The sequence below is a fragment of the Cellulomonas sp. EB106-03-03-XG116 genome, assembly GCF_058792015.1.
This window is the reverse complement of the sequence record NZ_JBYTEP010000011.1, coordinates 36,914-50,981: the sequence shown is the minus strand read 5'-3', so window position 1 is coordinate 50,981 and position 14,068 is coordinate 36,914. Positions and strand designations below refer to the sequence as shown.

The 14,068-nt window shown below is 75.5% G+C and carries 11 protein-coding genes; 8 read left to right on the top strand and 3 right to left on the bottom strand.

Translation table 11 applies throughout. The features are described from left to right. Positions 1-60 precede the first annotated feature (60 nt). Positions 61-2,850 (top strand): type I DNA topoisomerase, encoded by a 2,790-nt coding sequence (gene topA, locus AC3WUG_RS06990; protein WP_492327015.1) that lies wholly within the window; start codon positions 61-63, stop codon positions 2,848-2,850. Between the two features lie 6 nt (positions 2,851-2,856). On the opposite strand, the gene AC3WUG_RS06985 is transcribed toward topA, so the two are convergent. Next, positions 2,857-4,206 carry an alpha-amylase family protein gene (locus AC3WUG_RS06985; protein ID WP_492327014.1) on the bottom strand — a complete coding sequence of 450 codons (1,350 nt, stop codon included), beginning with the start codon at positions 4,204-4,206 and terminating at the stop codon, positions 2,857-2,859. Positions 4,207-4,299: 93 nt separating this feature from the next. Next, a complete protein-coding gene (locus AC3WUG_RS06980) occupies positions 4,300-5,061 on the bottom strand; it encodes a response regulator (RefSeq protein ID WP_492327013.1) in 762 nt (253 codons plus the stop codon). A 243-nt stretch (positions 5,062-5,304) separates the two neighbouring features. Between AC3WUG_RS06980 and AC3WUG_RS06975 the strand changes: the two genes are divergently transcribed. The 6 genes from AC3WUG_RS06975 to frdD all read left to right on the top strand — a co-directional run bounded on the left by AC3WUG_RS06975 (position 5,305) and on the right by frdD (position 11,685). Continuing rightward, positions 5,305-6,789 carry an anion permease gene (locus AC3WUG_RS06975; RefSeq protein WP_492327012.1) on the top strand — a complete coding sequence of 495 codons (1,485 nt, stop codon included), beginning with the start codon at positions 5,305-5,307 and terminating at the stop codon, positions 6,787-6,789. 151 nt (positions 6,790-6,940) lie between these two features. After that, positions 6,941-8,359 carry a class II fumarate hydratase gene (locus tag AC3WUG_RS06970; RefSeq protein ID WP_492327011.1) on the top strand — a complete coding sequence of 473 codons (1,419 nt, stop codon included), beginning with the start codon at positions 6,941-6,943 and terminating at the stop codon, positions 8,357-8,359. Beyond that, positions 8,359-10,179: a fumarate reductase (quinol) flavoprotein subunit gene (gene frdA / locus AC3WUG_RS06965; protein ID WP_492327010.1), complete on the top strand. Its 1,821-nt coding sequence runs from the start codon at positions 8,359-8,361 to the stop codon at positions 10,177-10,179. The genes AC3WUG_RS06970 and frdA overlap by 1 nt, the downstream gene beginning before the upstream one ends. Next, positions 10,176-10,937: a succinate dehydrogenase iron-sulfur subunit gene (sdhB, locus tag AC3WUG_RS06960; protein WP_492327009.1), complete on the top strand. Its 762-nt coding sequence runs from the start codon at positions 10,176-10,178 to the stop codon at positions 10,935-10,937. The genes frdA and sdhB overlap by 4 nt, the downstream gene beginning before the upstream one ends. Then, positions 10,934-11,326, top strand: coding sequence for a hypothetical protein (locus tag AC3WUG_RS06955; protein WP_492327008.1), 393 nt, complete (start codon positions 10,934-10,936; stop codon positions 11,324-11,326). The genes sdhB and AC3WUG_RS06955 overlap by 4 nt, the downstream gene beginning before the upstream one ends. Then, a complete protein-coding gene (frdD, locus tag AC3WUG_RS06950; protein WP_492327007.1) occupies positions 11,326-11,685 on the top strand; it encodes a fumarate reductase subunit FrdD in 360 nt (119 codons plus the stop codon). The genes AC3WUG_RS06955 and frdD overlap by 1 nt, the downstream gene beginning before the upstream one ends. A gap of 75 nt (positions 11,686-11,760) precedes the next feature. Here the strand turns inward: frdD and AC3WUG_RS06945 are convergent, their stop codons facing one another. Continuing rightward, positions 11,761-12,918, bottom strand: a complete 1,158-nt coding sequence (locus tag AC3WUG_RS06945) for a glycerol dehydrogenase (RefSeq protein WP_492327006.1) — start codon at positions 12,916-12,918, stop codon at positions 11,761-11,763. A gap of 143 nt (positions 12,919-13,061) precedes the next feature. Here AC3WUG_RS06945 and AC3WUG_RS06940 point away from each other — a divergent pair, with 143 nt between their 5' ends. Further along, a complete protein-coding gene (locus AC3WUG_RS06940; protein ID WP_492327005.1) occupies positions 13,062-14,066 on the top strand; it encodes a Gfo/Idh/MocA family protein in 1,005 nt (334 codons plus the stop codon). The last annotated feature ends 2 nt before the right edge of the window (positions 14,067-14,068 follow it).

Sequence of the window (14,068 nt, the reverse complement as noted above, 5' to 3'; positions counted from 1 at the left end):
CATGCTGTCGCCGCCCGCACGCCCGGTCACGGGTCGGCAGTCCGAAGGAAGCAGGAGCGCATGTCCGCAGGTCGCAAGCTGGTCATCGTGGAGTCGCCGGCCAAGGCGCGCACGATCGCCGGGTACCTCGGCGACGGCTTCGACGTCGAGGCCAGCGTCGGTCACATCCGTGACCTGCCGCAGCCCAGCGAGCTGCCCGCGGAGATGAAGAAGGGCCCGTTCGGCAAGTTCGCGGTCGACGTCGACAACGGCTTCGCGCCCTACTACGTCGTCGACTCCGACAAGAAGAAGAAGGTCACGGAGCTCAAGCGGCTCCTCAAGGACGCCGACGAGCTCTACCTCGCCACCGACGAGGACCGCGAGGGCGAGGCCATCGCGTGGCACCTGCTCCAGGAGCTGAAGCCCAAGGTGCCGGTCAAGCGGATGGTGTTCCACGAGATCACCCGCGAGGCCATCACCCGCGCGCTGGAGAACACCCGCGAGCTCGACGACCGCCTGGTGGACGCGCAGGAGACCCGGCGCATCCTCGACCGGCTGTACGGGTACGAGGTCAGCCCGGTGCTGTGGCGCAAGGTCCGCCAGGGCCTGTCCGCCGGCCGCGTGCAGTCCGTGGCGACCCGCCTGGTGGTCGAGCGCGAGCGCGAGCGCATGGCGTTCCGCGCCGCCGACTACTGGGACCTGACCGCGACCTTCGCGGTGGCCGACCCCGACGAGCCGTCCTTCGGCGCCCGCCTGGTGCAGCTCGGCGAGCGGCGCGTGGCCGCGGGCCGCGACTTCGGCGACGACGGCGTGCTCAAGGGCTCCGGCGCGTCCCGCCCGGTGCACCTGGACGAGGGTGCCGCGCAGGCCTGGGTGTCCGCGCTGGACGGCGCCGGGTACGCGGTGCGCTCGCTGGAGACCAAGCCGTACACCCGCCGCCCGGCGGCGCCGTTCACGACGTCGACGCTGCAGCAGGAGGCCAGCCGCAAGCTGCGGATGTCCTCCCGGCAGACGATGCGCACCGCGCAGACGCTGTACGAGAACGGCTACATCACCTACATGCGGACCGACTCGCCCAACCTGAGCACGCAGGCGGTCGACGCCGCGCGCCGCCAGGCGGCCGAGCTCTACGGCGCGGACCACGTCCCCGACGCCCCGCGCGTCTACGCGTCCAAGAGCAAGGGCGCGCAGGAGGCGCACGAGGCGATCCGCCCCGCCGGTGACAACTTCCGCACCCCCGCCCAGGTGGCGCGCGAGCTGTCCGGCGACCAGTTCCGGCTGTACGAGCTGATCTGGAAGCGCACCGTCGCCTCGCAGATGGCCGACGCCCGCGGTTCGACCGCCTCGGTCCGGATCGCCGCGACGGTGCCCGCCCCGGAGCTGCCCGCCGGCAGCACCGCGGCCGACGCCGCGACCGCCGGCGCCCCGACCGACGCGCTGTTCGCCGCGTCCGGCACCGTCATCACGTTCCGCGGGTTCCTCGCCGCGTACGAGGAGGGCCGGGACGTCGACCGGTACGCCGCGGACGCCGAGGGCAAGGCCGCCGAGGGCGCCAAGGAGACCCGGCTGCCGCAGATGGCCGAGGGCGACCCGGTCACCGAGTCCGACCTCACGGCTGACGGCCACCGCACGTCCCCGCCGCCGCGGTTCACCGAGGCGAGCCTGGTCAAGGCGCTCGAGGAGCGCGGCATCGGCCGCCCGTCGACCTACGCCGCGACGATCTCGGTCATCCAGGACCGCGGCTACGTGACCAGCCGCGGCCAGGCGCTCGTGCCGAGCTGGCTCGCGTTCGCCGTGACCCGGCTGCTCGAGGAGAACTTCGACCGGCTCGTCGACTACGACTTCACCGCCTCCATGGAGGAGGACCTCGACGCCATCGCCGCGGGGCAGAAGGACCGCGTCGACTGGCTGACCCGGTTCTACTTCGGCTCCGCGGCGGCCCAGGGCCCGGACGGCGACGGCCTGCGCGAGCTCGTCGCCAACCTCGGCGAGATCGACGCCCGCGAGGTCAACTCGATCGAGATCGGCGACGGGATCACGCTGCGCGTCGGCCGGTACGGGCCCTACATCGAGGAGTCCGGCGGCGAGCCCGGCCCGGACGGCAACCCGCGCCGCGCGTCGGTGCCGGACGACCTGGCGCCCGACGAGCTGACGGCCGAGAAGGCCCGCGAGCTGCTGGAGACCCAGCCCGAGGGCGACCTCGTGCTCGGCACCGACCCGGCCACGGGCACGACGATCGTCGCGAAGAACGGGCGGTACGGGCCCTACGTCACGGAGCTGCTGCCCGAGCCCGAGCTCGACCCGGGCCTGTCGGCGGCGGCGAAGAAGCGCGTGCTCGCGGCGGCGCCCAAGCCGCGCACCGGCTCGCTGCTGAAGTCGCAGTCGCTGCAGACGATCACGCTCGACGAGGCGCTGCAGCTGCTCAGCCTGCCGCGCGTCGTGGGCACGGACCCGGAGACGGGCGCCGAGATCACCGCGCAGAACGGCCGCTACGGCCCGTACCTCAAGAAGGGCACGGACTCCCGCACGCTGCCGTCGGAGGAGGCGATCTTCACCACGACGCTGGAGGACGCGCTGGCGATCTACGCGCAGCCCAAGCGGGGCCGCGGGGCGACCGCGACGCCGCCGCTGCGCGAGCTCGGCGAGGACCCGACGTCGGGCAAGCCGATCGTGGTCAAGGACGGCCGGTTCGGCGCGTACGTGACCGACGGCGAGACCAACCGCACCCTGCCGCGGGACACCACGCCCGAGTCGATCACCCGCGAGCAGGCGGTCGAGCTGCTGGCCGAGAAGCGCGCGTCGGCGCCCAAGAAGAAGCCGGCCGCCAAGAAGGCCGCGGCGCCCCGCAAGAAGGCGGCCGCGAAGAAGTAGGGGTCCTCAGACCTCGAGCACGACCCAGCCGGGCCCCGGGACGTCCACGGACGCGCCGGGGCCCGGTCGCGTCCCCGGCGCGACGGCCGGGTCGGAGTGCGCCGCCACCACGGCCCCGGCGGGCACCGCCAGCGGCCACGGCCCGGCGTCCAGGCTGAGCGCGACCAGCAGCGCGGCGCCGGACCGGTCGGACGCCCGCGCCTCGTAGGCCAGCCGGGTGTTCGTCACCTCGACGACCCGGGTCCGCGCGGTGTGCAGCCACGGGTGCCGGCGGCGCAGGCCGAGCAGGGCGGCGTGCCGGTCGTGCGTCGTCCGGCCGTCCGGCGCGACGTCGGGCCCGGCCAGGTCGGCCGGCGTCGGCGGGTACGGCGGGCGCACCTCGTCGTCGCCGCCCGCGCGGTCCTCCTTGACCCCGCGGTAGGCCTGCTCGTCGCCGTAGTAGACGGCCGGGGTGCCGCCGACCGTCGCGAGCACGACCAGCGCGTGCCCGGCGAGCGTCGCGTCGCCGACCCGGCTGGTGATCCGGGTGACGTCGTGGTTGCCGACGAACGTGTACGGCACGAAGTGGTCGAGGAACCCGTCGTGCCGGCCGAGCGTCCACACCAGCTCGTGGAAGTTGCGCTCGGCGATCGACGACCAGGTCGCCTTCCACAGCTCGTACTGGGTGACCGCGTCCAGCCCGGACCCCGCGACGAACGCCGGGTAGTCGCCGTGGATCACCTCGCCCACCAGGTACGCGTCCGGGTGCGCGGCGCGGACCCGCTCGGTCACCCGCGCCCAGAACGCCGTCGGCACCGCGTACGCCGCGTCCAGCCGCCACCCGTCCGCGCCCGCGTCCAGCCAGTGCGTCATCACGTCGGCGACCAGGTCGACGACCCGCGGCTCGTCGTGGTTCAGCGTGACGAGCGAGCGGTGCCCCTCGAAGCAGTCCCAGTCGGGGCCGTCGTCGGTCCAGCGGATCCGGAACAGGTCGGCCTCGGGGGAGCCGGGGCCGCCGGCCAGCGCGGCGCGGAACAGCGGGTGCTGGTCGCCGACGTGGTTGAACACCCCGTCCAGCAGCACCCGCACGCCCCGGTCGCGGGCCGCCGCGAGCAGCCGGTCCAGGTCCGCGCGGTCGCCCAGGCGCGGGTCGACCCGGTAGTGGTCGACGGTGTCGTAGCCGTGCGTGCCGGACGCGAACACCGGGCCGAGCGCCAGGCCGTTGAGGCCGAGGTCGACGAGGTAGTCCAGCCAGCGCTCGACGTGCCCGAGCCGGTGCGCGACCGGGGCCGCGGGGTCGAGGGCGCGCTCGGCGCCCGTGAACCCCAGCGGGTAGACGTGCCACCACATCGCGTGCTGCACCCACGGCGCGGCCATCGGCGTCCTCCCTCGTCAGCGGCTCCCGCGACCCTCGCAGGTCGCGGGCGGCCTGTCACCCCGGGAAGCGGCGCGCCCCGCGGCCGCGCGGCCTCACCCGCCGACGTAGCGCAGCGGCGGGCGCCCCGAGCTGCCGTACCGGGGCGCGCGCCGGCACGCGCCCCGGCCGGCGAGGTGCTCCAGGTAGCGGCGCGCGGTGACCCGGGACAGCCCGGTCACGGCCGCCGCCTCCTCCGCCGTCAGGCCGTCGGGCGCGGCGCGCAGCGCGGCCCGGACCCGGGCGAGCGACTCCGCCGCGAGGCCCTTCGGCAGCAGCTCGCGCGCCGGCGGGTGCAGCGTGGCGAGGAGCGCGTCCACCTCGCCCTGGTCGACGACGGCCCGGCGCCCCGTCGCGGCGGCGCGGTACGCGGCGTACGCGCCGAGCCGCTCGCGCAGCGTGGCGAACCGCAGCGGCGTCACCAGGTAGTGCACCGCGCCGAACCGCACCGCCGCGCGCACGGCGGCCCGGTCCCGGACGGCCGTCGCCACCAGCACGTCCGGGGCGCCGCGCAGGTGGTGCAGCGCCCGGCACACGTCGAGCCCCGGCCGGCCGGGCAGCGCCAGGTCGAGCAGGACGAGGTCCACCCCGCCGCGCACCGCCCGGGCGAGCGCGGCGTCGCCGTCGCCCGCGACGCCCACGGTGCGGAAGCCGGGGACCCGGTCCACGAGCCGGCGGTGCTCCCGCGCGGTGCCGGGACGGGCGTGGGCGACGAGCACGCGGAGGTCGCCGCCCGGCCCGGTGCCCGCGTCGGGCCTTGCGGCGCCGGACGGCGAGCGGGGCGGGCGCGGGGCGAGGGGGTCGTCGCCGGCCGGCATGCCCCCAGTCTCGGCGCGGCGCGGTACCCACCCAGGGGCGCTGAGTGGTCGGGGCCGGTCGGGCTAGGGGGTGGGCTGCGGGCGCGTCGCGGGGTGCGTCGCGGCGACCACAACGACCGCAACGCCCGGTTTACCCCGGTCTGCCACCCCCAGGGGGTCGCGGGGGCCACCAGGGTCGGGCACGTCCGGCCCCGGTGCACCGCCGCCCCGGGGCGCCGCCCCGCCACCGGAGGCCCGCCGCGCATGGACCAGGACACCGCCGCCCCCGGAGCGGGCAGCGCGCCCGTCGCCGATCCCGGCGCCGCTCCCGCCCCGGAGCGCCTGCGCCCCGTGCCGCTGGTCCGGGCCGCGGTCCCCCTCGTCGTCGGCCTCGCGCTGTGGTGGGTGCCGCCGCCCGCGGGCGTGGACGCGCCCGCCTGGCACATGTTCGCGATCTTCGTCGCGACCATCGTGGGCGTCATCGCCCGACCGCTGCCGATGGGCGCGGTCACGGTCGTGGGCCTGGTGGCGACGGTCGTCACCGGCGTCCTGGAGCCCGCCGAGGCGCTGCAGGGGTTCTCCAACACGACGATCTGGCTGATCGTCGTCGCCTTCTTCATCTCCCGCGGCGTGATCAAGACCGGGCTCGGCGCCCGGCTCGCGCTGTTCTTCGTGTCCCGGCTGGGCCGCAGCCCCCTGGGCCTCGCGTACGGCCTCGCCGCCACGGACCTCGTGCTCGCCCCCGCCACCCCGTCGAACACCGCGCGCGCCGGCGGGATCATCCAGCCGATCGTGCGGTCGATCGCGTCGTCCTACGGCAGCGAGCCCGGGCCGACCTCGCGCCGGATCGGCTCGTACCTGACCAGCACGGCGTTCCACGTGAACGCCGTGACCTCGGCGATGTTCCTCACCGCGATGGCCGGCAACCCGCTGGCGGCGCAGCTCGCGGGCGACCAGGGCGTCGACATCTCCTGGGGCACCTGGGCCCTGGCCGCGATCGTGCCGGGACTCGTCGCGCTGGTCGTCGTCCCCCTCGTGGTGAGCGCCGTCGACCCGCCGGAGGTGCGCCGCACTTCCGAGGCCGCCGAGCGCGCGCGCACGGCGCTGCGCGCGCTGGGGCCGCTGTCCGCGGGGGAGAAGGTGATGACGGGCACGATCGTCGGCCTGCTCCTGCTGTGGACGCTGGGCGACGCGCTGCTCGACCTGTCGGCGACCACGACCGCCCTGATCGGCCTGGTCGTGCTCCTGCTCACCGGGGTGCTGACCTGGGACGACGTGAAGTCCGAGACCCAGGCCTGGGACACGCTGGTCTGGTTCGCGGTGCTGGTGATGATGGCGACCCAGCTCAACGCCCTCGGCCTCATCCCGTGGCTGAGCGGGGAGATGGCCGCCCTGGTCGGCGACATGGGCTGGCAGCAGGCGTTCGTGCTGCTGACGCTCGTCTACTTCGCCACCCACTACCTGTTCGCGTCCAACACGGCGCACATCTCCGCGATGTACGCGGCGTTCCTCGCGACCGCGATCATGGCCGGCGCTCCGCCGGTGTTCGCCGCCCTGGTCCTCGGGTTCATCTCCAGCCTGTTCGCCTCGCTCACGCACTACTCCTGCGGCCCGGCCCCGGTGCTGTTCGGCTCCGGCTACGTCCCGGTCGTGCGCTGGTGGCGCACCGGCGGGGTGGTCGCCGTCGTGAACATCGCCGTCTGGATGGGCGTCGGCGGCCTCTGGATGAAGGCGATCGGCCTGTGGTGACGTCCCCGCCCACCGGCGACGCCCCGCCCACGGGCGACGCCCCGCCCACCGGCGACGCCCCGCCCACCGGCGACGCCCCGCCCACCGGCCGCACCCGGCGCCCGGCCCGACCCCCGCACGCCCCCACCCCGCCCGGACCGAGGAGAGCACCGTGACCGACACCCCGACCGAGATCCCCGCCGGCTTCCGGCTGGAGCACGACACGATGGGCGACGTCCTGGTGCCCGCGGACGCGTGCTACCGGGCGCAGACCCAGCGCGCCGTGCAGAACTTCGCGATCTCCGGCACCCGGCTGCACCCCCGGCACGTCGCCGCCCTCGCCGAGATCAAGCGGGCCGCGGCGCTCGCGAACGCCGAGCTCGGGGTGCTGCCCGACGACGTGGCGGCCGCGATCGCCGCCGCGGCGGAGGAGGTGGCGGCCGGGCGGTGGGCGGACCAGTTCCCGGTGGACGTGTTCCAGACCGGCTCCGGCACGTCGTCCAACATGAACGTGAACGAGGTGCTGGCCACCCTGGCGACCGCGCGGCTCGGCCGCCCGGTGCACCCGAACGACCACGTCAACGCCTCGCAGTCGTCCAACGACGTGTTCCCCGCCTCGATCCACGTCGCGGCGGCGCAGGCGGTGCTGACCGACCTGCTCCCGGCGCTCGGCCACCTCGCCGAGACCCTGGAGACCCGGGCGGCCGAGCACGCCGACGTGGTCAAGGCCGGCCGCACGCACCTCATGGACGCCACGCCGGTGACGCTGGGCCAGGAGCTCGGCGGGTACGCCGCGCAGATCCGGCTCGGCGTCGAGCGGGTGGTCGCGGCGCTGCCCCGGCTCGCCGAGCTGCCGCTGGGCGGCACCGCCGTCGGCACCGGCATCAACACCCCGCCGGGGTTCCCGCAGCGGGTCATCGCGCTGGTCGCCGACCACACCGGCCTGCCGCTCTCCGAGGCCCGGAACCACTTCGAGGCGCAGGGCGCGCAGGACGCGCTGGTCGAGACGTCGGGCGCCCTGCGCACGGTCGCGGTGTCGCTGGTGAAGATCTGCAACGACCTGCGCTGGATGGGCTCGGGCCCGCGCACCGGCCTCGCCGAGATCGCCCTGCCCGACCTGCAGCCCGGGTCGTCGATCATGCCCGGCAAGGTGAACCCGGTGATCCCCGAGGCGGTGCTCATGGTCGCCGCCCAGGTGATCGGGAACGACGCCGCGGTCGCGTTCGCCGGCACGACCGGCACGTTCGAGCTCAACGTGATGCTGCCGGTGATGGCGCGCAACCTGCTGGAGTCGGTCGCGCTGCTCGCGACCGGCTCGGCGCACCTGGCCGACAAGTGCGTGGCCGGGTTCGTCGCGGACCGTGACCGGTGCCGGCAGCTGGCGGAGTCGTCGCCGTCGGTGGTCACCCCGCTCAACCGGCTGATCGGCTACGAGGCCGCCGCCGCGGTGGTCAAGCACGCGGTGGCCCACGACCTCACCATCCGCGAGGCGGTGCTCGGGCTCCGGCACGTCGACGAGGGCCGGCTCACCGTCGAGCAGCTCGACGCGGCCCTCGACGTGCTGGCGATGACCTCCCCGGCGGCGCGCTGATGCAGACCGTCCGGACCGACGTCGCGGTGGTCGGCGGCGGGGGCGCCGGGCTCCGCGCCGCCATCGCCGTCGCGGAGGCGCACCCCGAGCTCGACGTCACGGTGCTGTCGAAGGTGTACCCGATGCGCTCGCACACCGTCGCCGCCGAGGGCGGGGCGGCGGGCGTGGTCGGCGCCGACGACTCGCTGGAGCAGCACTTCGCGGACACCGTCTCCGGCGGCGACTGGCTGTGCGACCAGGACGTCGTGCAGTACTTCGTCGAGCACGCGGCGCACGAGATGTACCGGCTGGAGCGGTGGGGCTGCCCGTGGAGCCGCACCGACGCGGGGGCGGTGGCCGTCCGGCGGTTCGGGGGGATGAGCCGCCCGCGCACGTGGTTCGCCGCGGACAAGACCGGGTTCCACGTGCTCCACACCTTGTTCCAGACCTCGCTCCAGCACCCCTCGATCGCGCGGGCGGACGAGTGCCTGGCGCTCGAGCTCGTGGTCCGGGACGGCCGGGTGGCGGGCGTGCTCGCGTACGACCAGCGGGAGGGCTGCCCGGTCCTGGTCGAGGCGTCCGCGGTGGTGATGGCCACCGGCGGCGCCGGCCGGCTGTACGCCCAGAACACGAACGGCGCGATCGTCACCGGCGACGGGATGGCGATGGCCTACCGGGCCGGGGCGCCGCTGCGGGACCTGGAGTTCGTGCAGTACCACCCGACCGGCCTGCCCGGCTCCGGCATCCTCATCACCGAGGGCTGCCGCGGCGAGGGCGGCACCCTGCTCAACGCGGACGGCCGCCGGTACCTGCAGGACTACGGCCTGGGTCCCGAGACGCCGGTCGGCGAGCCGCGCAACAAGCACATGGAGCTCGGCCCGCGCGACCGGCTGTCCCAGGCGTTCTGGCACGAGCAGCAGGCGGGCCGGACGATCCCGACCCCCCGCGGCGACGCCGTGCACCTCGACCTGCGGCACCTCGGCCGCGCGCACCTGCGCGAGCGGCTGCCGCTCATCTGCGAGCTCACCGAGCAGTACCTCGGCATCGACCCGGCCACCGCGCCCGTCCCGGTCTGCCCGAGCGTGCACTACTCGATGGGCGGCATCGAGACGGACGTGACGACCGCGACCCCGCTGCCCGGGCTGTTCGCCGTGGGGGAGTGCGCGTCCTCGGGCCTGCACGGCGCCAACCGGCTGGGGTCGAACTCGCTCGCCGAGCTGGTGGTGCTGGGCCGGGTGGCCGGGGAGCGGGCCGCCGCGACCGCCCTCGCGGACCCGACCCGGGCCGACCCGCGGGTGCGCCGGGACGCCGCGGACGCCGCCGCGCGGCACCTGTCGCTCATGGGCCGGGGCAGCGAGCCGCAGGTCGCGATCCGCGAGGAGCTCGGCCGGGCGATGGACGACGGCGTCGGCATCTTCCGCACCCGCGCGGGCATGGAGCGCACCGCCGCGGTCGTCCGCGGGCTGCGGGAGCGGTACGCCGACGTGCGCGTGGTCGACACCTGCCCCGTCTACAACACCGACTGGGCCGGGGCGGTCGAGCTCGGCGCGATGCTCGACGTCGCGGAGGCGCTGGTGGCCTCGGCACTGGCACGCGAGGAGTCCCGGGGCTCGCACCAGCGGCTCGACGGATTCGGCGAGCGCGACGACGAGCGGTTCCTCGCGCACACCCGCGCGTGGTGGACGCCCGACGGGCCGCACCTGGAGCACACCCCCGTGACGATCACGACCTCGCCGCCGGCGACGCGCGCGTACGGCGCCGCGGGCGCGGCGGCGGGCGCCGAGGGTGCGGCCGAGCGGGCCGAGGGGCCGGCCGCGCGCGCCGAGGGGGTGGGCCGGTGAGCGGCGAGGTGCTCGGCACGATCACCCTGCGCGTCCGGCGGTACCGCCCCGACGTCGACGAGGCGCCGCACCTCGTCGACTACGAGGTCCCCTGGGGCCAGGACACCTCGGTGCTCGACGCGCTCACCTGGATCAAGGACCACCTCGACCCGACGCTCGCGTTCCGCTGGTCCTGCCGGATGGCCATCTGCGGCTCCTGCGGGTTCGTGCTGAACGGCACCCCGCGGCTCGGCTGCGAGCACTTCGTCCGCGACTACGCCCCGGGCCCGCTCGTCGTGGAGCCGCTGGCGAACCTCGCCGTCGAGCGGGACCTCGTCGTCGACCTCGAGCCGTTCCTGGCGTCGCTGGAGCGGGCGCGGCCGTGGCTCGTGCCCGACCCGGACGGTCCGCCCGGCGAGACCGGGAACCGGCAGACGCCCGAGCAGATGCTGGCGTACCACGACTACGCGATGTGCATCGACTGCCTGCTCTGCTACGCCGCCTGCCCGCAGGTCGCGCTCGAGCCGGACTTCCTCGGGCCCGCGGCCGTCACGGCCGCCGTCCGGTACGACAAGGACTCCCGGGACCACGGCTCCGACGACCGGCTGCCCGCGCTCGACCGCGAGGACGGGCTGTGGGCATGCACGTTCGTCGGGGCGTGCTCCACCGCGTGCCCCAAGGGCGTCGACCCGGCGGCGGCGATCCAGCAGGCCAAGGCGGCGACCGCGGCGGCGTGGGCGGCGGAGTTCCTGCTGCCGCGCCGCGGGGGCCGGCCGTGACCGCCCGCCGCCCGTACCGCCCGCCCGTCCGCCGGACCTGGTTCCTGGCCACCGGCGGGTACCGGGCGTACGCGCTGCGCGAGGCGTCCAGCGTCGTCGTCGGGCTGTTCGTGCTCAACCTCGTGATCGGCCTCGTGTCCGCGCACCGCGGGGTCGACGCGTTCACCCGGTGGGTCGAGCTGCAGAGGTCGCCCGCCGTCGTCGTGCTCACCGTCGGGGCGCTGCTGATGGCGGTCGTGCACGCGACGACCTGGTTCCGGGCGACCCCCGCGATCATCCGGGTGCGGCGCGGCCGCCGGCACCTGCACCGGGGCTGGGTGGTGCTCGCGCACTACGTCCTGCTCGCGGCGTTCGCCGTCGTCGTCGTGCTCTGGCTCGGGAGGTCCTGATGCGTCGCTGGGAGGGGCGGACGAACGAGCCGCTGCTCTGGGCCCTGTTCGGGGGCGGCGGGATGCTCGCCGTGTTCACCGTGCCGGTGCTCGTGGTGACGTTCGGCCTGCTGGTGCCGTTCGGGGTGTTCGGCGAGCCCGCCGAGGTGCACGCGACCGTGGCCGGGTTCGTCACGCACCCGCTCGGGGCGCTCGCGATCAGCCTGGCGCTCGGGCTGGTGCTGTGGCACTGCTGCCACCGGACCTGGCACGCGCTGCGCGACCTCGGGCTGCACCCGCCGGAGGTGGTCCGCGCGGGGATCTACGGCGTCGCGCTGCTGACCCCGGCGATCACGTACGCGCTCTGCCTCGCTGCCTGACCGCCGCGGCGGGGCACCCCCGGGCCCCCCGGGAGTGCCCCGCGCGTCGTCCGTGCGCCGGGTCCGTGCTCCAGGTCAGTGCGCCCGGTGCGGCACCGGCTCCGGCAGGCCCGCGTCGGCCCGGACCCGGCGGGAGAAGCCCTCGATCGACCGCAGCGCGTCCACCAGCTCGGGCACCCGCACGGTGAACGGCATCGCGTGGATCGTCTCGCCCTCCGCCGTCGCGGCCTCGGCCACCCGGGTCAGGTCGTCGACGTCGCCGGGCGTCAGCCCGATCTCGGTCAGCGTGTTCGGCAGGCCGACCCGCGTCGTGAACTCCACGAACTCCCGGATCTCCTCGACCGGCGCGCCCTCCAGCACGAGCTGGGTCACCGAGCCGATGTTCACCTTCTGCCCGTGGGTCAGGCCGTGCGTCTGCGGCGCGGCGGTGAGGCCGTTGTGGATCGCGTGCGCGGCGGCGAGGCCGCCCGACTCGAAGCCCAGCCCGGACAGCAGCGTGTTCGCCTCGACGACCTTCTCCACCGACGGGGTCACCAGGTGGTCGCGCACGGCGTCGATCGCCGGCAGCGCGTGCTCCCAGAGGATGTCCCAGGACAGCCGGGCGAGCGCGGTGCCGGTCGCGGTCGGCAGCCCGCCGGCCATCGTCGTGCCGTCCCCGCGGGCCACGGCGCGGGCCTCGATCCAGGTGGCGAGCGCGTCGCCGACGCCCGCGACGAGGAACTTCACCGGGGCGTTCGCGACGAGCCGGGTGTCGACGAGCACCAGGTCCGGGTTGTGCGGGAAGAACCGGTACTCCTCGAAGCCGCCCTCGTCGTCGTAGATCACCGAGAGCGCCGAGCAGGGCGCGTCCGTCGAGGCGACGGTCGGCACCGACACCCAGCGCGTCCCCGCGAGGTGGCCCGCGGCCTTGACCGCGTCGATCACCGACCCGCCACCCACGCCCACCACGACGTCGGCGCCGACCTCCCTGGCGCGGTCGGCGATCGTCTCGACCGCCTGCGCCGTGGCGTAGACGCCGAACCCGTCGCGGGTCAGCGGCAGCCCGGCCACGTCGAAGGACCGGGTCACGGCGTCGCCGACGAACGACCAGACGGTGTCGTCGGCGACGACGAGCGGGGTGCGGCCGATCGGCGTCACCAGCTCCCCGAGCCGTTCGATCGCGCCCGGGCCCTGGGCGTACCGGGCGGGGCTGATGAGGGTGCGGACGGGCGGGTGCTCCTGGGTCGCGGACACGGCTCCTCCTCCTGGGGTCGCGTCGGCGCCGGGCCCGTCGGTCGCGGTCGTCTTCGGCCGCCGACACCTCCACCGTACGGACCACCGGTGCCGGTCCGCCAGCGGCATGGGCGCTGGTCGGGGGCGCGCAGTAGGGTCGCGGCATGGCACTCACCGAGGACCCGCGCACCGCACCGTCGATCCGCTGGGGCATCCTCGGCGCGGGGGGCATCGCCGCCGCCTTCGCCGACGCGGTGCGGAGCAGCACCCGCGCCCCGATCGTCGCCGTCGGGTCCCGGGACCGCACCCGGTCCGAGCGGTTCGCCACCGCCCACGGCATCCCCACCACGCACGTCGGGTACCGCGACCTGGTCGAGGACCCGCAGGTCGACGCCGTGTACGTCGCCACCCCGCACTCCGAGCACCGCGAGCACGCCCTGCTCGCGATCGCCGCCGGGAAGCACGTGCTGGTCGAGAAGGCCTTCACCCGCAACGCCGCCGAGGCGGAGGAGGTGTTCGCCGCCGCGCGCGCCGCCGGGGTGTTCGTCATGGAGGCGATGTGGACGCGGTTCCTGCCGCACGTCGCCGCCGTGCACCAGGTGATCGACTCGGGCGAGATCGGCGAGATCGTCGCCGTGCACGCGGACCACGGCCAGTACTTCCCGTTCGACCCGGCGCACCGGCTGTACGACCCGGCGCTCGCGGGCGGCGCGCTGCTCGACCTCGGCGTCTACCCGGTGGCGTTCGCCCAGGACTTCCTCGGCGTGCCCACCCAGGTCCGCGCGGTCGGCGCGCTGACCGAGACCGGCGTCGACGGGCAGCTCGCGATCGTGCTCAGCTACGGCGACCGGACCCAGGCCGCGCTCACCACGACGCTCTGGGCGAAGACCCCGACGACGGCCGCGATCTCCGGCACCGAGGGCAGCATCACCATCGAGGGGTCGTTCTACGCGCCGACGTCGTTCCGGGTGGACCGGCGTGACGGCCGGTCCTGGACGTTCGACCAGCCGGTGCAGCACGGCCTGCAGTACGAGGCGGCCGAGGTCGCGCGGCGGGTCGCCGAGGGCGCGACCGAGAGCCCGCGGATGACGTGGGCGGACACGCTCGGCGTGCTCCGGACGATGGACGAGGTCCGGGCGCAGGTCGGGGTCGTCTACCCCGGCGAGTGACC

Excerpts from the sequence above, each read along its gene's own strand:
- topA (WP_492327015.1), top strand. The coding sequence starts at position 61 with ATGTCCGCAGGTCGCAAGCTGGTCATCGTGGAGTCGCCGGCCAAGGCG.
- AC3WUG_RS06985 (WP_492327014.1), bottom strand. The coding sequence starts at position 4,206 with ATGGCCGCGCCGTGGGTGCAGCACGCGATGTGGTGGCACGTCTACCCG.
- AC3WUG_RS06980 (WP_492327013.1), bottom strand. The coding sequence starts at position 5,061 with ATGCCGGCCGGCGACGACCCCCTCGCCCCGCGCCCGCCCCGCTCGCCG.
- AC3WUG_RS06975 (WP_492327012.1), top strand. The coding sequence starts at position 5,305 with ATGGACCAGGACACCGCCGCCCCCGGAGCGGGCAGCGCGCCCGTCGCC.
- frdA (WP_492327010.1), top strand. The coding sequence starts at position 8,359 with ATGCAGACCGTCCGGACCGACGTCGCGGTGGTCGGCGGCGGGGGCGCC.
- frdD (WP_492327007.1), top strand. The coding sequence starts at position 11,326 with ATGCGTCGCTGGGAGGGGCGGACGAACGAGCCGCTGCTCTGGGCCCTG.
- AC3WUG_RS06940 (WP_492327005.1), top strand. The coding sequence starts at position 13,062 with ATGGCACTCACCGAGGACCCGCGCACCGCACCGTCGATCCGCTGGGGC.